Genomic DNA, 18,580 nt, shown 5'->3' on the forward strand with positions numbered 1-18,580 from the left:
ATGGGAGAGGAGATTCTGATTAACTTCACCCCGATGGAAACACGGGTGGCGTTGATCGAAAATGGCATGCCTCAGGAAGTCTATGTCGAGCGGGTAAACCGACGAGGCATTGTTGGCAACATTTATCAGGGAAAGGTTGTGCGCGTGCTCCCTGGGATGCAGGCCGCGTTTGTTGATATCGGTCTGGAGCGTGCAGCTTTTATTCATGTTGAAGACGTGTTGCCGTCAGGGGCTAGCCATGAAGAAAAAAGCACTGCCTCTATTGCTCATGAACTGAGAGAAGGGCAGTCGCTGCTGGTGCAGGTCACAAAAGACCCTATTGGCACCAAAGGGGCGCGGCTGACGACTCATCTGTCCCTGCCATCCCGTTATCTGGTGTGCATGCCGGGTACCAGTCATATCGGTATCTCTCAGCGTATTGAAGACCCGGATGAGCGCGAACGCTTGAGGGGCCTGATGCAGCAGATTGTTGAACAGGGTTCGGTTGAAAGTGCCGATATGGGTTATATCCTGCGTACGGTAACGGAAGGAGCCAGTGAAACCGAGTTAGAATCTGATATACAGTTTCTGTATCGGTTGTGGGGTTCGATTCAGAAAAAGATCAGCAATGCCACAGCGCCCAGTGTGATATATGAAGATCTGCCCCTGCATATGCGGGCACTGCGTGATATGGCCCATGGTGGTTTAGAACGGATTCGTATCGATTCCCGTGAAACCTTTGTTAAGGCCGAGGAATTTGCCAATGCACTGGTACCTGAAATCACGGATGTACTGGAGTATTACCCAGGTGAGCGCCCTATCTTTGACCTGTTTAATGTCGAAGAGGAGATGCAGAAGGCACTGGGACGTAAGGTGGATCTTAAATCAGGCGGCTATGTGATCTTCGATCAGACGGAGGCGATGACCACCGTTGATGTCAATACCGGTGCTTTTGTCGGTCACCGTAACCTGGAAGAAACCATTTTCAAAACTAACCTGGAAGCGGCGACCGCTATAGGGCGTCAGTTACGGTTAAGGAATTTGGGCGGCATCATCATCATCGATTTCATTGATATGGAAGATGAAGATCATCGTCGTCAGGTGCTACGTACGCTGGAACGGATGCTGGAAAAAGATCATGCCAAGTGCAAGGTAACCGGAGTATCGGAACTTGGTTTGGTCGAAATGACTCGCAAACGCACCAGAGAAAGTCTTGAGCAGGTATTGTGTGACACCTGTAATGAATGCCAAGGGCGTGGCTCGATCAAAACACCGGAAACGGTTTGTTATGAGATTTTCCGTGAAATTTTACGCCAGCATCGCGCTTACGATACCGAAACCTATTTAGTTTTGGCGGCTCAAGGGGTGGTGGATTATTTGCTGGATGATGCATCCAGCCATGTCGCCGAGCTGGAAAGCTTTATTGGTAAAACCATCCGCTTTCAGGCTGAACCGATGTACAGCATTGAAAGTTTTGATGTTGTCTTAAGGTAACCCGCTTCGTGCTGGGATCTATGCGAAGCGTATTATGGGCAGCTTACTGGTTGCTGGTGACCTTAATGGCACTGGCGGCCATGCTGGTGTTGTTGTTGCGCCTTTGTTGGCCTCAGCTGAGCAACCATCAGGAAGAGCTGCTCAGCTGGTTGGGTGCCCGCTTGCAGGCACAGGTGCTAGTGGAAAATCTGCAGGCAGATTGGCAGCAGGGTTTTCCTGTCTTGCATTTACAGGGGCTCAGCTTGCAGGATATTGCTGGTTCACCCGGTGTGCAATTATCGCTGGATCAGGCGTATCTGGCACTGGATCTCGGGGCGAGTGTACGTCAGCTGCGGCCGGTATTTAATCGGTTAGAGCTGGATGGCTTGCATCTGAGCCTGACTCAGGCAGCATCGACAGGCCGGGATAAAATCGTATCTCCTGACCACGTATCAGATTCTGAACTGCCCGCGCGTCTTCTCTCTTTGGTATTGTCGCAGCAAGCGATCAGTCTGCATAACACCCGGTTGCAGTACATTACCCATGCTGGCGAGATGCTTGAGCTCTCACCGTTGCAGCTCAGCCTGCGACACGATGGGCGGTTGCACCAGTTGCAGTTGCAGGCACGTTTAACCAGTAAAGAGGAGCCGACAAACCTCAACTTCTTTGCTGAGGTGTTGGGGAATCCGAAAAAAGCGCCGATCCGGCTGTATTTAGAACTGGATCATCTGAACCAGGCGATCCTGAACCCCTGGTTGTCACTCGCCGGGGTTCAAGTGACCTCGTTGCAGGCCTCTCAAAAACTGTGGGGGCAAGTCAGCGACGGTCAACTTGAGTACTTTATCGGCAGCACTTCTCTGAACCAGCTGCAGTTTGCGCAATACCAGTTAAACCAACTGCAACTAAAAACCGCCTTGGTTAAGCAAGGCTCTGGTTATCAGTTTCAGGTAACAGAGGCTTCCGTGGGGGGAGAGCAGACGCTTGAATTGCCGCTGATCGGCTTGAACCTGGTACGGCAATCGGGGCAGATATTACCCACTCAACTGTTGCTGGATGCCATGCCTTTGGCCGAGCTGCAAACCTGGTTGAGCAGTCATCAGCTGTTGCCGCAGCAGATCGAAGAGATATTTGCCACCATGGCGCCCCGTGGTGATATTCGTAACCTTGTGGTTCAGTGGCATAACCCGGCCGTATGGCAGGAGTTTCAGCTAGAAGCTGATCTTGATCAGGTCAGTATAGATGCATGGCATGATGTCCCTGCACTGGGGGGGGTGTCAGGGCTTATACGTTTGTCCCCAACGGGGGGGGCGATACACCTTAATAGTCAGGATTTTAGCCTCTATTTTCCTCATCTTTACCGTGCGCCCTGGCATTACCAACAAGCAAATGGTGTGATTAATTGGCACTTTCGTGACCAGGATGTGATTGTTGGTTCGCAACTGTTGCACTTGTCTGACAGCCAAGTGACGGCTGCTGGGCGGTTTAGTATTAGTTTGCCTTACAGCAAGGATCAGCAGACCAGCCTGACGTTGATGATAGGCATGGAAAATAGTCAGGGGACGCAGGCGCAACACTATATCCCTCCTGATGTGGTGGGTGACAATTTATACAGTTGGTTAGTCAAAGCACTGCAGGGTGGTCAGGTTAAGCGTGCAGGTCTGGTATTGAATGGTGATACGCGCCGTCGCCTGGACGACTTTCAGTCGCCCAGCGTGCAGATGTTCTTCGATACGCAGGCAGTGGATTTTGCCTACCAGGAAGGCTGGCCGCCGGTGCAAAATACCAATGCGTTTGTCTACTACCGGGAAGGTAATCTGCAAATAGAAGCTGAGGGTGGGCAAATTTATGATACCCAGCTTGAATATGTGAATGCCTACCTGCGAAACAGTCACCCCGAGCTGCTGCTCACCGGTGCTTTATCCGGGTCATTGAAGGATCTTGAGCGCTTGTTGGCAGAAACGCCTTTGCGGCAAACGGTGGGCGAAGGTCTGGCCGGCTGGCAGATGGATGGCGATAGTCAGACCTTGCTACAGCTGGCGATTCCTGTAACCCAGTCCGGAAAGTTGGCGGTCCAGGTCAACAGTGATGTGGTAAAGGGGCGTTTTAACTCTCCCGCACTTGGCTTGAACCTGAGTAACTTAGCCGGCCGCATTAATTTTGATAGCCGTAGTGGTTTGAATAGCCCATCGATTACCGGCCAATTGTTCGGCCAGTCGGTGAAGGGCGATATCAAAACGGCCAGAGGTGGATCGACCCGTATCAACCTGGATGGATCGGCGCCTGTGGCGCAGGTGCGTAAATGGTTGGACCTGGACCTATTAAAGATTGCTGACGGTTCACTCAATTACCAGGCACAACTGGAGCTATGCCCTGATCAGACCTGCCGTCAGTTTAGCCTGCGAAGTGACCTTAAAGGGGTTTCCATTCAGGCACCTGATGGCCTCGGCAAAGCAGCGTCTACAGTGGTGCCATTTGATCTACTGGCCGATGTTGGCGGTGATAGTGATGTACCACGTATGTTGCGCTTTAATTTGGGAGATAGCTTAAGTGGTGTAGCGCAAACCCAGTTTGGCACCATTCGTAAAGCGCGTTTCACCTTAGGTGATGCCTCACCAAAATTGCCTGATTTTGACGGTATATGGGTAGATGGTCACCTGCCCTCAGTCGACTTTTCGCAACTTAAACAGTTCTTACAAAGCAGCGGTCTACTGGCCGCGTCGGGTGAACAGCCTAAAGGGGCGGTGTTGCAGGAGGTCAATGTCAGTACCGGCCTGTTTACCCTTGGCGGCCTGGAGTTGCAAGATTTGACAGCGACAGTGGTACCGGATAACCAGGGTTGGTTAATACAGGGAGAATCTGTGCGGCTCAAAGGGCAGTTGTTATTGCCTACGGAGACTGATCAGCCAATGACGCTGAAGTTGGCGCATCTGTATTTGCAAACCAGTAAACCATCTGCAGAGCAGTCCCCTTCTGCACCAGAAGCTGGGCCTAAGCCTGAAGATATTCCACAGATGAATGTTGAAATTGCGGACCTTAGGGTCAACCAGAAATCCTTGGGTAGTTGGTCGATGCTGCTGCGCCCGGAACAGAACCAGCTGAATGTGGAACAGATTCGGGCAGACATGCACGGTACGAAAATTCAGGGTGAGTTGGACTGGCAGGATAATGGACGAGCACTCACTGAACTGTCGTTGAATATTAAAACGGACAACTTTGGCCAGGCACTAGCTACCTGGGGTTATGCCAAGGCGGTAGAGACTGAAAAGTTGAACGGTTTTGCGCAACTTAGCTGGCCGGGTGCACCTTGGGATTTTGAGTTGGCGGGTTTGGCTGGGCAGGTTGATTTTAAAGCACGCAATGGGCGGTTGTTGGACGTCGGTAACAGTGGCAACCTGTTGCGGGTGTTTGGCATTCTTAATCTGCAGTCTCTGAGTCGTCGTTTGCGGTTGGATTTCACCGATCTGTTTAAAAGTGGGGTTGCTTTTGACCTGATGGATGCCAGTTATGAGATTCATCAAGGTGTGGCTAAAACGCGCTCACCGTTTCTTTTAACCGGACCCTCCGCCAATATGGCATTAACCGGCAGTTTAGATTTGGTCAACGAAACGGTAGATAAAGATATCGAAGTGGCGTTGCCGGTGACCGGTAATATTCCACTGGTCAGTGTCCTGTTGGGCGCGCCTCAGGTGGCGGGGGCGGTGTTCTTGCTGGATAAACTGCTGGGTGACCCGTTGGAGAAATTCACCACCGTCAAATATCACATTGCAGGTAGCTGGAGTAACCCAGAGGCGCAGTTTGGCCCTTTGCCGGATAACAGCAAATCTCAATCAACGCCAGGTATCGTTTTGCCTGAGTCCGGAGAATGACTGATGCGTGTCGCAGCGTTGCAGATGGTCTCTACTGCTGATCTTGAGAAGAACTTGCAGCAGGCGGCTGGGTTGGTGCAACAGGCTGCTGAGCAGGGAGCTACGTTGCTGCTGCTGCCGGAAAATTTTGCCCTGTTAGAGTCTGCTGGCTTGCTGGAATTGGCACACACAGACAGCCGACAACAACAGATTCACGCCACGCTAGCAGACTGGTCGCGTTGTTATGGCATTACTGTGGTGGCGGGTAGCCTGCCGGTGGCAAGACGTCCGGATGGCAGTTTTGTGCAGAACAGGGTTAGGGCGCGCTGTCTGGTGTTTGATCCTCAGGGTAATCTACAGGCCAGTTATGACAAGATTCATCTGTTTGATGTTGATGTTGCCGATGCACAGGGTAGCTACCGAGAATCTGATCTGATTGAACCGGGTGAAACGTTGCAAGTGGTTAAGCTTGACAGGTTTTCTCTCGGATTGAGTATCTGTTACGACCTGCGTTTTCCTGAGCTGTATCAGCGCTTACGTGAACAGGGTGCGGACCTGCTAATGATGCCGGCTGCGTTTACTTATGCCACGGGAGAGGCGCACTGGGAGTGCCTGATTCGTGCACGAGCCATTGAAACCCAGAGTTATATGCTGGCGGCCAATCAGGGTGGTTGCCATAGTAAAACCCGCCGTACCTGGGGTCATTCTATGATTGTTGATCCTTGGGGACGGATTTTGGCAGAGCAAATCGAGGACGGGCCAGGAGTTGTTGTTGCCGATCTTGATCCTGCCTTGGTACGGCAATGCCGGACGCAAATGCCGTTGCTGGATCATCGCAATCAAGCAGGTTGCTGAAATGTCTGCGACCTTAGGCGGGGTAATATCTACACATTAAAATGATACCTTCAGTGTGAAGGTTACCTCATTATCGTCATGAGTCTCTAACTCAGTTCGAACATCCCCTTGGCGATATTTTGTTTCCAGTTTTATGCCATCTTTTTGCAGGTAAATAATTGAATCGCGGCCCAGCTGGGTGCGGGTATAGCTTTTTAGCGACTGCTCCAGACGTTTACGACCACGTAGACTTTTTTGCATGGCATCTAACGGTTCGGTATCTGCTGTTGAGCCAGGGTCGCTGTAGAGTGAAGGCAGGTTATATGGGTTATCTTGCGCGAAAAGGGGCGCTGTAAGCAGGCTCATTAAAGCCAGCAATAATAATTTGTATAGCCAGCCAGCTAGACTGGATTGAAAGCGGTAATTGCTGCATATGTCCATATCCATAGACCTCCGGCGCTTGTATGTACTGCTTTACAGAGGTGTTTATTTGCCGGTGTATATTCAAAGCCTAGAACAGGATCGGGTTGGTGTAAGTGAAAAAAAATCTCGCTGCTGTGTAATTCACGATAGTTATTTCACTCTGGGTGTTAAATCCAGCCCAGCAGCTGCCACCACAGGTAATCAAGCGGCAGCAGAATCAACAGTGTCAGTGCTGCCAGAATCAGACAGAGCCGGGCGGCATGTTTCATTGGCAAGCCGGCCAGTGGCATTGCCATCATGATGGGTATCGACTGGTAGGTGAATACAACTGTCGAGAAGCCGAAAACCTGAGTCATAAGCACTGCCTCAAGGCTGAATCCGGTCATTGTGCTGATTTGCTCAGCCAGAGGTGTCAGTGTGGCAGGTACCCCCGCCAGTGTGGCCATGACACCGATGGCGGTTGCGCCGATGGAGAGGGAAACGAAATTTATCAGGTCACTACCCGGACTCAGAGGTAACCAGTTAAGCACTTTCTCGCCCGCTATCTGGCTGATACCGCTGTGATTAATTAAGCCGGCAATACCGAGTAAGCCAGCCACCACGAGAATGGAGCTGATATTCACTTTCTCGTTAAAGCTTTTGGCAGATACCATGCCGATACCGGGCAGCAATAACAAGGTGGCAGCGGCGAGACCGATCCAGGCCGCAGAGATATGATGTAGTGAATCGGTCATCCAGAACGCCAGCGTGGTCAGCATAATGACCATCAAGCGTATTTCACAGCGACTGAAGTGGCCGTTACCCGCTGGTTGATTGTTGCGTTTCGGAGTATCGGGGTAAAGGCGGACAATGATGCCAATCAATAACAGAGCCTTCAGAAAACCCAGCACCGGGAAGTGCAGTAACAGGTATTCAGCAAATTGTGGTGTCCAGCCATGAATGGTTTCGGCTGAACCGATCATGATCATATTGGGAATATTGGCAGGTAATATGGCAAAGGTCGGTAGGTGGCAACCAAACGCGGCGGCTAACAGAACGCCGGTTTGGCCGTTATTGCCTTTTTCAAACCCGCAGCTCTGGGCAATGAGCAGTGCCAGAGGTACGAACAGCATCACACGTCCTACGGAAGAGGGCATCACCAATCCCAATAGCACACCCATAAAAACAATACCGCTGATCAGGCTCAGATAGCTGCGGCTGAGGCGGGGTACGAAACGGTTAGAGATACGCTGGGCCAGCCCGGTTTCAGTGATGGCGATACCGAGCACCATGCCGGAAAAAATCAGCCAGCAGGCGGTTGACGTCAGGCCTGAAAACACGACAGCGGCGGGGGCGACGGCTATTAACATAGCTAAAACCAGAACCACGAGTGCACTGACAAACTCAGGCAGCGCACCGGTGGCAAACAGCACCATGCCGCCCATGATTAAAAGAGCGGCACGCAGTTGTACCTCGGTTAATATCTCAACCGCAGGGCTGAGCAGCAGGCTGACCGAGAGCAAGGGTATGAGGACCAGTGCCGTAATCTGTGAAGGTGCAAGGTGAAGTCGCATAGCCAAACCCCCAAGTGTGTATGGACTAATTTTGACAAACATTGCTATTGTTTAAAGTCGATAAAGTGACAATTTGTATCGAATAGAAGACATATGATTGATCAGGTACTGACGCCTCGTAAACGTTTTCGCTCCCGGTTGGGTATGCGGATTGATCCGGCGATGCCTATTCTGGGACTGCGTGATGTGATTTTGACTGACTTTGAATTCGATTTTCATAGTCATCCTCGTGGTCAGCTTGCTTACGCCGCTTCCGGGGTGATTAAGGTGTTTACTGATTCGGGTAGTTGGGTGGTACCACCGTCACAGGCGGTGTGGATACCTGGAGGTATTAGGCATTCGGTAAATCCTGAAGTGACGTCTGAAATTCGCCACTTATTTATTGATCCGAGTTGCCTGGCGCGGTTTCCCAAGGAGTGCAGTGTAGTTGAGGTATCCCCGTTACTGCGTGAGCTGATCAGCCGGGTGTCTGATTTTGGTGAGCAGTATGATGCAGAGAGTCCTGCCAGCCGAATTTGTGCCGTGATTTTGGATGAATTACAGGCTCTTAAACCTTCACTGCTGCACCTGCCCGCTGCCACTGACCGCCGCGTGCGAAGAATTATGCAGGGTATGATTGCTCAGCCCAGTGCTGAAAATGGGCTGACATTTTGGGCAGCTAAGGTGGGCGCCAGCGAACGTACGTTAAGTCGGCTGTTCATCAAAGAAACAGGTATGACATTTCAGCAATGGCGTAAGCAATTATTGTTGCACGAGGCAATTAATCGATTGGGAAAAGGTGAACCCGTGACACATGTGGCGTTAGAGTTGGGTTATCGTAGCTCGAGTGCTTTTGTTGCGATGTTTCGTAAAGCGCTTGGCATATCCCCGGGGCAGTATTTTCGCATACAGTCCCAAGGCTAACTCTTAAACAAATCGCTTTGCCGTTGTGGGCATAGGTCGGGTGCAGTAGTGACATAGGCAGGTTGATGGGTGTTTGACGGGTTATCGACCTGCATGGTTTGCGCGTTGTCGCAGTGATTTTTCCTTGTCCCGGCTGTTTTGCGGCAAAAGTATTCCGAGATTGATATGTTATGTGTTCGATTACTGGCAGTATAATCTTTTACACGCAGCTGATTTTTCCAACCTGGAATGTTGTCAATGAAAACAGATCATCTTGAGATGGAAGATGACAGCGAAGTTTATAAAACCTTGCTGGAGTCAACCAAGGCGATACCCTGGAAAATTGAATGGGAAACGCTAACGTTTAGTTATATTGGACCGCAAATTGAGTCATTGCTGGGTTGGGAACGTAATAGCTGGAAGAGTATTGATGACTGGATTGAGCGGATGCACCCGGATGATCGAGAGGCGGTTGTAAATTTTTGTATTGCCCAGTCTCGTGATGGCCAGGATCATGAGGCGGATTACCGTGCTCTGACTCAGGACGGCAGCTATGTCTGGTTGCGGGACGTGGTGCATGTCGTGCGCGACGAGCAGGGTGATACCATCGCTCTGATTGGGTTTATGTTCGATATCACCGAGCGAAAATCAACAGAGCAGCGGTTATTACAGTTGCAGCAGGAGTTGGAAGACCTGTCGTATAGCGATGCTCTGACCGGTATCGCAAACCGGCGTATGTTTAACTCCATTCTTGATATGGAGTGGGGCCATGCCTTGCGCTGCAGGCAGCCACTGTCACTGATCATGTTGGATATTGATTGTTTTAAGCAGTACAACGATCACTATGGGCACCTCAAAGGTGATGAATGTCTGAAACAGGTGGCTGAAATCCTGAAGTCGGTTGTCCGTCGCAGTAATGACTTTATTGCTCGGTTTGGTGGTGAGGAGTTTGCCCTTATCTTGCGCGATACAGATGCTGAAACCGCGGGTGCCATGGCTGAACGCTGCCGTGAACAGGTTCTGTTACAACATATCCCTCATGCCGCCTCTGACATTAGTGAGGTACTGACGATCAGTCTTGGTGTCAGTTCCACAGTGCCAAGCCCCGGTGATGATATGACAGGCTTTATCGAAACCGTTGATAAGCTGCTGTATCAGGCCAAAGAGCAGGGGCGTAACCGGGTGGAAATACAGTACGGTTCATAGCTATCGGGCGCTACGCTCAGCTCACAGTGTGCTGGCGCAGTAAGGTGCTTTGTTCTTGGTTATTTCAGCGCATGCGGTTCTGAGTTGCTTCTGTCCAGTTAGTGTATCGCTAAAAAATACTGGTAGGTTTTGTTGAGGTGGTCTGGCAGTGTCAGGTCGACGGGAGCTTGCTCTGGGTCAGGTCTGAGGGTCATTGCTACTGCGGTGAGTTGGTGGTGATCACCTCCCAGCTTACTGTAGTCCTGTTCGGTTAATGGATCTGCCAACCGTTTTAGGAAATACCTTCCCTGATGCGCATATATTTTGTCAGCTACAATCGGGTGACCAAGGTGAGCCAACTGCGCTCTGATTTGGTGGCGACGGCCAGTCACCAGTGTGCATTCAATCAGGGCATGGTATTGCTGCTGTGCCAAGCAGGTGAAATAACTTTGGCATAATTTGCCAGTTGATTGATCACTGCCGACAAACATCTGACAGCGGATCGGGTTGTCTGGACGTTCAGCCAGTGTCGTGACGCACTGCTGATGCTGCCAAGCTGGTCTGCCATAGACGCGGGCGTGGTAGCGTTTATGCAATAGCAACTCATTCAATTTAGGTTTCCATTTGCGATCTGCAGTGCGGTTTTTTGCCAGCAGGATCAAACCGTCTGTTTCGGTATCAAGGCGATGCAGTAGTTGTGCCTGGTGCCATTCAGTTTCGCGGCGTACCAGCGAGATCAGGGTGTGATATAAATTTCGGGTTGTGCGGCTTACCGGCAGCAGTGGCGGTTTGTAGACCACCATTAGCTCATGGTTCTGCCAGATGATGTGCCAGTCAGTCTGCACCGGTGCTTCATGGTGGTCAGGCAGGTGCAAAGAGAGGGTCTGGCCTGGGTGCAAGGTAGTATTTGCACTAAGTACTATATTATTCAGAAACAGTTGTTGTTGGTCCAGCCAGACAGGTAGTTGTTGCGCATGATTGGCGGGCAGGCGTTGTTGTAAAAAATTGAGGAGATCAGTACCTGCTGCGGATTTGAAAACGGGAAAACGCAGCGTTGTCCCGTTGTTTTGCAAGTCTACTTGGTGCTCAGGCACCCGCAACTTCACGCAGGTACTTGAATAGCTTGCGGGCTGAGGCCGGCGGTTTGTTCTGTGCCTGTTCTTTTTGTGCGTTGCGGATCAGCTGACGCAGGTGCTGAACATCTGCTTCAGGGTTTCCATCAATATAGCTCTGCAGCGCATCGTTGCCTTCATTTATCAGTCGATCACGCCAGCGTTCTAGTTTATGAAACAGTTGGGTATGGGCTTGTTTGCCTGCTTCAAAAACCCCCATCTGCTGTTCTATCTGTTCAGCATCTTCGGCCCGCAGTAGCTTGCCGATAAACTGCATATGCCGCTTCATGGCACCATTGGATTTAATACGGCGCGCTTCTTCGATCGCTTGCAGCAGCCGGTCATCCAGTGACAGTTTCGCCAGTTGCTCAGCATTTAACTCCACCAGCCGGGTGCCCAATGCTTGCAGTTCATGCATCTGCTGTTTGAGTTTGGTTTTGCTAACCAGTTCCTGGTCGTTATCAGGCTGGGTTTTATCGAATGGATCATGCTCGGTCATAGTGATTCTCAGGCAAAAAACAGGGTGGCAAGACCCAGAAAGGCAAAAAAGCCGACGACATCGGTAATAGTTGTCAGTAGCACACTGCCGGCCAGTGCCGGATCAATACCCATAGTTTTGAGGGTAATGGGCAGCAAAGTGCCTGCAACGGCGCCAGCAATCAAGTTAATGATAATCGCCAGGGCGATGACGATACCGATATTGATATCGTTAAACCAGATAGTGGCGACCACGGCGATAACCGCCGCCCAGAGCACACCGTTCAGCATGCTTACGATAATTTCACGGTTTAGCAACCACCTGGCGTTGCTTTTATCAACATGGCCAAGGGCTTGACCACGAATGACCAGGGTTAGAGTTTGTGATCCGGCAATACCCCCCATTGAAGCAACAATGGGCATCAGAACAGCCAGTGCCACGACTTTTTCGATGGTGTCTTCAAACAGACCAATCACGGCTGAGGCGATAAACGCAGTCAGCAGGTTTATGCCCAGCCAGACAGCGCGTCGGCGGGTAGTTTTCATGACCGGCGCAAAGGTGTCATGGTCTTCATCTAGACCGGCCATGCTCATTAGCGAGTGATCAGCATCTTCACGAATCACATCGACTACGTCATCGATAGTGATACGCCCGACCAGTTTGCCACGTTCATTGACGACAGGTGCAGAGATCAGGTCCTGCTCTTCGAACATCTTGGCTACTTCATGATCCGGCATGAAGGCATCAATGGGGTCCGCATCGGTATCCATGATTTCGCGGATCGTGATGGTGGTATCGGAGACCAGTAGCTTGGTTAAAGGCAGCAGGCCGATATAAGAGTCTTTTCGACTGACCACAATCAGGCTGTCAGTCATCTCCGGGATCTCTTTATGGCGTCGGATATAACGTAACGCCGTTTCTACGGTGATATCAGGCCGGATGGTGGTGGTGTCGGTGTTCATCAGACCACCGGCGGTGTCCTCAGGATAGGACAGCAGTTTTTCGACCCGGCGCCGGTTCTGCTTATCCATAATGCGCAGGGTTTCGCGCATTACACGGTTGGGCAGTTGCTGCAGGACATCGACCATGTCGTCCGAATCCAGCGATTCGGTCAGTGCTAATACTTCTTCGTTATTCAGGCGGCTCAGTATATCGGCCTGAATATCATCCCCCAGATACTGCAGCACTTTGGGCTCGAGCTCGGCAGAGATCAAATTCCACAGAACATGACGCTCCTTGGGCGGAGATTTTTCCAGCAAGCGCGCCACTTCAGTGGGTCGCAGGGTATGGTTCAGGGTATAACGCACCTGCTGCAACGCACCAGTAGACAGTGCTGCACTGAGTTTATGCAGGGGATCTTGAGGTTCAATCTGAGCCATGCGTTTGCCCGTTTGCAGTCGAGGTTCGATTTTCACAAGAAAATCTGAATATTAGGCTCATTATAGCGAAAGGCAGGGGGGGGAAGCACCCATTGTTAATGGCTGTAGAGGGTTTGAATTTATTCGTCTTCTTCAAATCGGTTGTTAATCAGGGTTTCGATGGCTGCCATTGCGTTAGCTTCGTCTTCGCCTTCGATGCGGACCGTCAACCAGGACCCCTTGGCAGCGGCCAGCATCATGACCGAGATGATACTTTTGCCATCGACTTCGCGACCGTCCTTGATCAGCCAGACAGTCGAGGCAAAACGACTGCTCACGCTGATCAGTTTTGCGGCGGCTCTGGCATGAAGACCAAGTTTGTTGATGATTTCTATTTGTTTTTCAAGCATCTGGATTAGCTCAGCTCGCGATGACGTACATGCACATTATCCATAAGCCCAGCAAAATGAGAAGCCAGACATTCACTGATATAGACTGATCGATGTTGTCCGCCGGTACAGCCGATGGCCACAGTCACGTAACTGCGATTATTGGCAGTAAATAGTGGCAGCCAGCGCGCCAGGAATTGTTGGATATCCTGCACCATGACTTGCACATCCGGCTCGGCGGACAAAAAGTCGACCACAGGCTGTTCCTGGCCAGTATATTGACGCAATTCTGGAATCCAATGCGGGTTTGGTAGGGCGCGGACGTCGTACACAAAATCAGCATCCAGGGGAACGCCGTGCTTGAAGCCGAAGGACTCAAATAGCAGCGACAGGGTTTGTTCTTTGCGCTGGGCCACCCGCATTTTGACGGTGTCTCGGAGTTCATAGAGGCTGAGGCGGGTGGTGTCGATCCGGATGTCTGCCATATTGGCGATGGGCTCAAGTAACTGGCTTTCCTGGATAATTGCCTGTTGCAGACTGGTGTTTTCGTTTGTCAGCGGGTGTTTGCGCCGCGTAGAACTGTATCGCTTAATCAGAGTGGCTTCAGCAGAGTCAAGGTAGATGACTTCGCATTCTGCCCAGCCTTGCTGTTTTAATTGATTCAGGATATCGGGAAAGCGCGACAGGTTGCTCACTAAGTTGCGTGCGTCGATGCTGACAGCAATGCGTTCCGGGTGGCAGGTTTCGCTGCTCATCTGACTGACCAGGTCTGGTAATAGCAGTGCCGGCAGGTTGTCGATACAATAAAAACCGATATCTTCAAGGGCCTGCAGGGCGGTACTCTTGCCCGAGCCTGAACGACCACTGAGGATAACCAGTTTCATGATTACCCGCTCCGCTGCTGGATGATTTGGTAGATTTTTTCTGGCCCAGAAGCGGTTCTGAGTGCTTCCAGAACATCAGGGTTGGCCATTAGTTCAGCGATGCTGGCCAGAGTCTTCAGGTGCACATCAGCACCATCTTCCGGCACTACCAGGAAAAACAGCAGGTCTACAGGTTTATGGTCAATGGCATCAAAGTCGATGGCTTCTTTGAGGCGGACCACTAAACCTACTGCTGCAGAGCATTCAGCCAAACGGCAGTGGGGAATACCTACGCCAGAACCGATACCGGTACTGCCCAGGCGTTCGCGCCCATGCAGGCCGTTAAACAATGCTGTGGCATCGAGTTCTGGGTGCGCATCCGCCAGCAGTTCGCTGGCGGTTTCTATAATGCGCTTTTTGCTGCCGCTCTCGAGGTCGCAATGGATGCTCGAGGGGGTCAGAAGTTCACTTAGTGGCATAGTAGGTGTGGTTTATTTGTGTTTTTTCAGTTTTTCTTTGTGCTTGATGATCTGACGGTCCAGCTTGTCAGAAAGGCCATCAATCGCCGCATACATATCTTCCGACTCATGGGTCGCGAACACTTGACCGCCAGCAACATGCATATCGGCCTCCGCCTTTTGACGCTGTTTTTCAACACTGAGCGTGACCTGCACGTTGGTGATATTGTCAAAGTGACGTTCAATTTTTTCGAACTTGGAGAGAACGTAGGTGTTTAATGCTTCAGTTACTTCGACGTGATGACCTGTAATGTTGATCTGCATAGGTTGTCTCCTTGGCAGTAGCGGGTAGTTACCCAATTACGTCTTCCATTAAACCAGACGCTTACGCTCATTAGAAGGTGGTATGCCGAGTGCCTCACGGTACTTGGCAATGGTGCGTCTGGCTACTTTAAAACCTTGTTCATCGAGGAATTGTGCAATTTTGTTGTCACTCAGCGGCTTAGTTGCATTCTCGGCGGCTACCAGTTTCTTAATCAGGGCGCGGATGGCGGTAGATGAAGCGGCGCCGCCGGTAGCTGTACTGACATGGCTGGAGAAGAAGTATTTCAGTTCAAAAATACCGCGAGGGGTATGCATATATTTTTGCGTAGTGACGCGGGAAATCGTCGATTCATGCATTTCTACCGCTTCGGCAATATCATGCAACACCATTGGTTTCATGCCTTCTTCACCATGATCCAGAAAACCCGCCTGTCGCTTCACAATCTCATTGGACACCTTGAGCAGAGTTTCGTTTCTGCTCTGTAGGCTTTTGATAAACCAGCGTGCTTCCTGCAGGTGATTTTTAAGATAGGTGTTATCTGAGCTGTTGTCTGCGCGTTTAACTAAACTCGCATAGTCAGAATTGATGCGCAAGCGTGGTGAAACTTCCGGGTTGAGTGTTACGGTCCAGATGCCGCGTTGTTTGGTCACCAGGACATCTGGAATCACGTACTCTGCCGTGTTGTTACTGATCATGGCGCCGGGCTTAGGGTTCAGCTGCTGAATCAGCTGCACAACCTGCTGAAGCTGAGGCTCTTTCAGGCGGGTTTTTCGCATCAACTGACGGTAGTCGTGGCTGCCCAGGAGTTTGATATATTGCTGCACCACTTTAATGGCTTCATTACGCCAGGGCGTTTCGGGTGACAACTGACGTAGCTGGATGGCAAGGCATTCACTCAGATCTCGTGCAGCAACTCCGGGTGGATCAAATTGTTGCACCCGGTGCAGTACTGCTTCCAGTTCATCCAGTTCAACGGGCTCTTCTTGGTCCGTTAGCTGGCTTAGCAGGTGCTCAAAAATCTCATCCAGCGAGATGGTCAGGTAGCCATCGGGGTTAATGCCATCAATGATGTTGTCGGCAATCAGACGATCCAGATCTGACATGGGTGTTAGGTTGAGTTGCCAGTGCAGATGATCCTGCAGGGTTTCTTCAGCGCTATCGTTAGCCTCGAAGCTCTCGCCGTCATCACCTCTGCTTACAGGAGAGGAGGGCATGGAGGACTGGAAGGTGTCCTCCCAACTGCTATCGGTACTTAATTCAACCGGAATTTCATCATTCCAGTTATCTTCCGCAACCGTTTCTGCTTGATCATGCTCGAACTTGTTTTCTTCTGTTTCTGGTTCCTTGCGTTCGGAATTCTCAGCATCATTGGCCGCATTCTCTGGTTGACCGCCGTCTTCTTCGGTCATGTCCAGCATCGGGTTGCTCTCCAGGGCTTCCTGGATCTCTTGCTGCAAGTCGAGCGTCGACAACTGCAGAAGGCGTATAGCCTGCTGCAGCTGAGGCGTCATGGTGAGCTGTTGCCCAAGTTTAAGATGAAGCGCTTGTTTCATAGACCGCTTAACGGAACTCCTGACACTGGTACTGCAACAGTATTGAGGTTGCTTTTATGGTAATTGTTATTAAAGCCTGAACTGTTCACCTAGATAAGCGTTTCGGACGGCCGCATTGGTCATGATCGCTTCCGGCGCGCCCTGCGCTAAAATAGTGCCTTGGCTAACAATATAGGCACTTTCGCAAATATCCAAGGTTTCGCGGACATTGTGGTCCGTGATTAGAACGCCAATCCCTCTGGCTTGTAAGTGGCGAATGGTCTGTTTGATGTCGTTGACGGAAATGGGGTCAACGCCGGCAAAAGGCTCATCAAGCAAGACGAAACGAGGCTCTGTGGCCAGTGCGCGGGCTATTTCGACTCGACGCCTCTCTCCTCCTGAAAGGCTCATTCCCAGAGTATCGCGAATATGGGTAATATGGAACTCTTCCAGTAATTCGTCCATTTTCTGCAAAGCTTGTTGTTTACTGAGGGATTTTTGCCCCTCCAGGATCGCCAGAAGGTTATCCTTAACACTCAGTTTGCGGAAGATGGATGCTTCCTGTGGCAGGTAGCCAATGCCCTTACGGGCGCGGCCATGCATCGGTAGCCCGGTGATATCTTCGTGATCAATGATCACTTTGCCGCGATCGGCTTGTACCAGTCCGACAATCATGTAAAAACAGGTGGTTTTGCCAGCTCCATTGGGTCCAAGCAGGCCAACGATTTCACCGCTGTTGATCTGTAACGATACATCGTGCACCACTTCGCGCCCTTTGTAGCGCTTGGCCAGATTTTCTGCTGTCAGGGTAGTCATGGTTTATCCGGCGATACTTTAGGCTGAATCACCATTTTCACCCGGCCAGAATCCTGCTGCTTGTTGGTACCGCCAAACGCATTCACGATGGAACGGTCGATATCGTATTCGATACGTTGCCCGGTGAAAGTATCAGAACCCTGGATGACTTTGGCCTGATCAGTGATAGTGAGCTGCTGTTTGTTGACCTGATACACCATATGCAGCCCCCAGGCATCGGTAAAGGGATCTGTGGGAGTGTTCTTCTGACGGAAGTGTGCCAGCTTACCTTTGGCAATCACTTTGTCCACACCACTGTCCGATCGATACAGTTCAACCTGGTCGCCCTCAATCAGGATAGATCCCTGAGTGATGATGACATTGCCGGTATAGGTGGTGATGCCGGTCTTATCATTGATGCGGGCTTTATCGGCAGCGATGTGTATGGGTTGATTCTGGTCATCTGGTAGTGCCAGCGCTGAACCGCTGGCCAGAAAAAACAGTGTGGCTAACACTAGCCCCAGGCTATTGCGCATGATTGATGGTTCCTTTTACCCGAGAGTGCAATTCAATAATGCCGTTATCAAGGTCAGCATGCATTCCGACACCTTCAGTGGTGCTGTCGGGATGGGTGATGACGACGCGGCTGTTAGAGTCTGCCTGTTTCAGTGCAGGGAAAATAGTTAATTGTTCAGTATTGAGCCGGGTGCCCTGCGTAGGGCCCGGATTATCTAGAACTACTACATCGCCTGCAAGTTCAATCCGTTTATTGTCATCAGGCACCATTCCACTTTCAGCAGTGACTCTAACAATATTGCCATCCTGGCGATAAAAGTGACTTATTGGTGCGGAGAGTTGGCTCGCCTGTTGCTCGGGGTAATGTTCTATCCGCTGGCTGTCTGACGTGCGAAGTAGCTGGCCATCAGCTTGCCACTGCAGCAGGTGTACCTGATTGATGAAGTAGTCCATCTGGCGGTTAAGGCCCAGGCTATCTGCTGAAAAGTCTTGTGGGTTGTCACTGTCGGTACCCCAATAGAACAGCAGTGCCAGCAATAACGCGGCAGTCATGCTGATGGCTGTGCGTGGGGCTAGCATC

18 protein-coding genes are annotated in these 18,580 nt (G+C 51.0%); 5 read left to right on the forward strand and 13 right to left on the reverse strand.

Features of this window, described 5'->3' with window-relative positions; all coding sequences use genetic code 11:
• Genes rng through ACFVYJ_RS09275 form a run of 3 tightly spaced genes read left to right on the forward strand, consistent with a single transcriptional unit; the run spans window position 1 to window position 6,152 of the window.
• A complete protein-coding gene (gene rng, locus ACFVYJ_RS09265; protein WP_419415320.1) occupies window positions 1-1,473 on the forward strand; it encodes a ribonuclease G in 1,473 nt (490 codons plus the stop codon).
• 20 nt (window positions 1,474-1,493) lie between these two features.
• Window positions 1,494-5,318: a YhdP family protein gene (locus ACFVYJ_RS09270; protein WP_419415319.1), complete on the forward strand. Its 3,825-nt coding sequence runs from the start codon at window positions 1,494-1,496 to the stop codon at window positions 5,316-5,318.
• A 3-nt stretch (window positions 5,319-5,321) separates the two neighbouring features.
• Entirely contained in the window at window positions 5,322-6,152 is an 831-nt protein-coding gene (locus ACFVYJ_RS09275) for a carbon-nitrogen hydrolase family protein (RefSeq protein ID WP_419415318.1), read from the forward strand.
• Between the two features lie 36 nt (window positions 6,153-6,188).
• Here the strand turns inward: ACFVYJ_RS09275 and ACFVYJ_RS09280 are convergent, their stop codons facing one another.
• On the reverse strand, window positions 6,189-6,578 hold the full coding sequence (locus ACFVYJ_RS09280; RefSeq protein WP_419415317.1) for a hypothetical protein: 390 nt from the start codon (window positions 6,576-6,578) through the stop codon (window positions 6,189-6,191).
• 143 nt (window positions 6,579-6,721) lie between these two features.
• The gene (locus tag ACFVYJ_RS09285) at window positions 6,722-8,107 is read right to left on the reverse strand and encodes an SLC13 family permease (protein ID WP_419415316.1); all 1,386 of its coding nucleotides are present in this window, start codon (window positions 8,105-8,107) and stop codon (window positions 6,722-6,724) included.
• A 93-nt stretch (window positions 8,108-8,200) separates the two neighbouring features.
• Between ACFVYJ_RS09285 and ACFVYJ_RS09290 the strand changes: the two genes are divergently transcribed.
• Together ACFVYJ_RS09290 and ACFVYJ_RS09295 are read left to right on the forward strand one after the other, a co-directional pair.
• Entirely contained in the window at window positions 8,201-9,010 is an 810-nt protein-coding gene (locus tag ACFVYJ_RS09290) for an AraC family transcriptional regulator (RefSeq protein ID WP_419415315.1), read from the forward strand.
• Window positions 9,011-9,247: 237 nt separating this feature from the next.
• Window positions 9,248-10,195, forward strand: a complete 948-nt coding sequence (locus tag ACFVYJ_RS09295; protein ID WP_419415314.1) for a sensor domain-containing diguanylate cyclase — start codon at window positions 9,248-9,250, stop codon at window positions 10,193-10,195.
• Between the two features lie 98 nt (window positions 10,196-10,293).
• Here ACFVYJ_RS09295 and ACFVYJ_RS09300 read toward each other — a convergent pair whose 3' ends face one another.
• The 11 genes from ACFVYJ_RS09300 to lptC form a co-directional block, all read right to left on the reverse strand.
• Entirely contained in the window at window positions 10,294-11,280 is a 987-nt protein-coding gene (locus ACFVYJ_RS09300) for an RluA family pseudouridine synthase (RefSeq protein WP_419415313.1), read from the reverse strand.
• Window positions 11,261-11,785 carry a ribosome biogenesis factor YjgA gene (gene yjgA / locus ACFVYJ_RS09305; RefSeq protein ID WP_419415312.1) on the reverse strand — a complete coding sequence of 175 codons (525 nt, stop codon included), beginning with the start codon at window positions 11,783-11,785 and terminating at the stop codon, window positions 11,261-11,263. Before yjgA ends, ACFVYJ_RS09300 begins: the two co-directional genes overlap by 20 nt.
• 8 nt (window positions 11,786-11,793) lie before the next feature.
• Complete coding sequence (gene mgtE, locus ACFVYJ_RS09310) at window positions 11,794-13,179, reverse strand: magnesium transporter (RefSeq protein ID WP_419415311.1); 1,386 nt, start codon at window positions 13,177-13,179, stop codon at window positions 11,794-11,796.
• A gap of 83 nt (window positions 13,180-13,262) precedes the next feature.
• The gene (locus ACFVYJ_RS09315) at window positions 13,263-13,532 is read right to left on the reverse strand and encodes an HPr family phosphocarrier protein (protein WP_419415310.1); all 270 of its coding nucleotides are present in this window, start codon (window positions 13,530-13,532) and stop codon (window positions 13,263-13,265) included.
• Window positions 13,533-13,537: 5 nt separating this feature from the next.
• Window positions 13,538-14,395 (reverse strand): RNase adapter RapZ, encoded by an 858-nt coding sequence (gene rapZ / locus ACFVYJ_RS09320; RefSeq protein WP_419415309.1) that lies wholly within the window; start codon window positions 14,393-14,395, stop codon window positions 13,538-13,540.
• 2 nt (window positions 14,396-14,397) lie between these two features.
• On the reverse strand, window positions 14,398-14,853 hold the full coding sequence (locus ACFVYJ_RS09325; protein WP_419415308.1) for a PTS sugar transporter subunit IIA: 456 nt from the start codon (window positions 14,851-14,853) through the stop codon (window positions 14,398-14,400).
• A gap of 12 nt (window positions 14,854-14,865) precedes the next feature.
• Window positions 14,866-15,156 carry a ribosome hibernation-promoting factor, HPF/YfiA family gene (gene hpf / locus ACFVYJ_RS09330; RefSeq protein ID WP_419415307.1) on the reverse strand — a complete coding sequence of 97 codons (291 nt, stop codon included), beginning with the start codon at window positions 15,154-15,156 and terminating at the stop codon, window positions 14,866-14,868.
• Between the two features lie 48 nt (window positions 15,157-15,204).
• Window positions 15,205-16,710, reverse strand: coding sequence for an RNA polymerase factor sigma-54 (locus ACFVYJ_RS09335; RefSeq protein ID WP_419415306.1), 1,506 nt, complete (start codon window positions 16,708-16,710; stop codon window positions 15,205-15,207).
• A 69-nt stretch (window positions 16,711-16,779) separates the two neighbouring features.
• The gene (gene lptB / locus ACFVYJ_RS09340) at window positions 16,780-17,505 is read right to left on the reverse strand and encodes an LPS export ABC transporter ATP-binding protein (protein WP_419415305.1); all 726 of its coding nucleotides are present in this window, start codon (window positions 17,503-17,505) and stop codon (window positions 16,780-16,782) included.
• Complete coding sequence (gene lptA, locus ACFVYJ_RS09345) at window positions 17,502-18,020, reverse strand: lipopolysaccharide transport periplasmic protein LptA (protein WP_419415304.1); 519 nt, start codon at window positions 18,018-18,020, stop codon at window positions 17,502-17,504. Before lptA ends, lptB begins: the two co-directional genes overlap by 4 nt.
• On the reverse strand, window positions 18,010-18,579 hold the full coding sequence (gene lptC, locus ACFVYJ_RS09350; protein WP_419415303.1) for an LPS export ABC transporter periplasmic protein LptC: 570 nt from the start codon (window positions 18,577-18,579) through the stop codon (window positions 18,010-18,012). The genes lptA and lptC overlap by 11 nt, the downstream gene beginning before the upstream one ends.
• Window position 18,580 lies beyond the last annotated feature (1 nt).

It is taken from the genome of Pontibacter sp. JAM-7 (genome assembly GCF_048548695.2).
GTDB lineage: Bacteria > Pseudomonadota > Gammaproteobacteria > Pseudomonadales > Balneatricaceae > Neptuniibacter.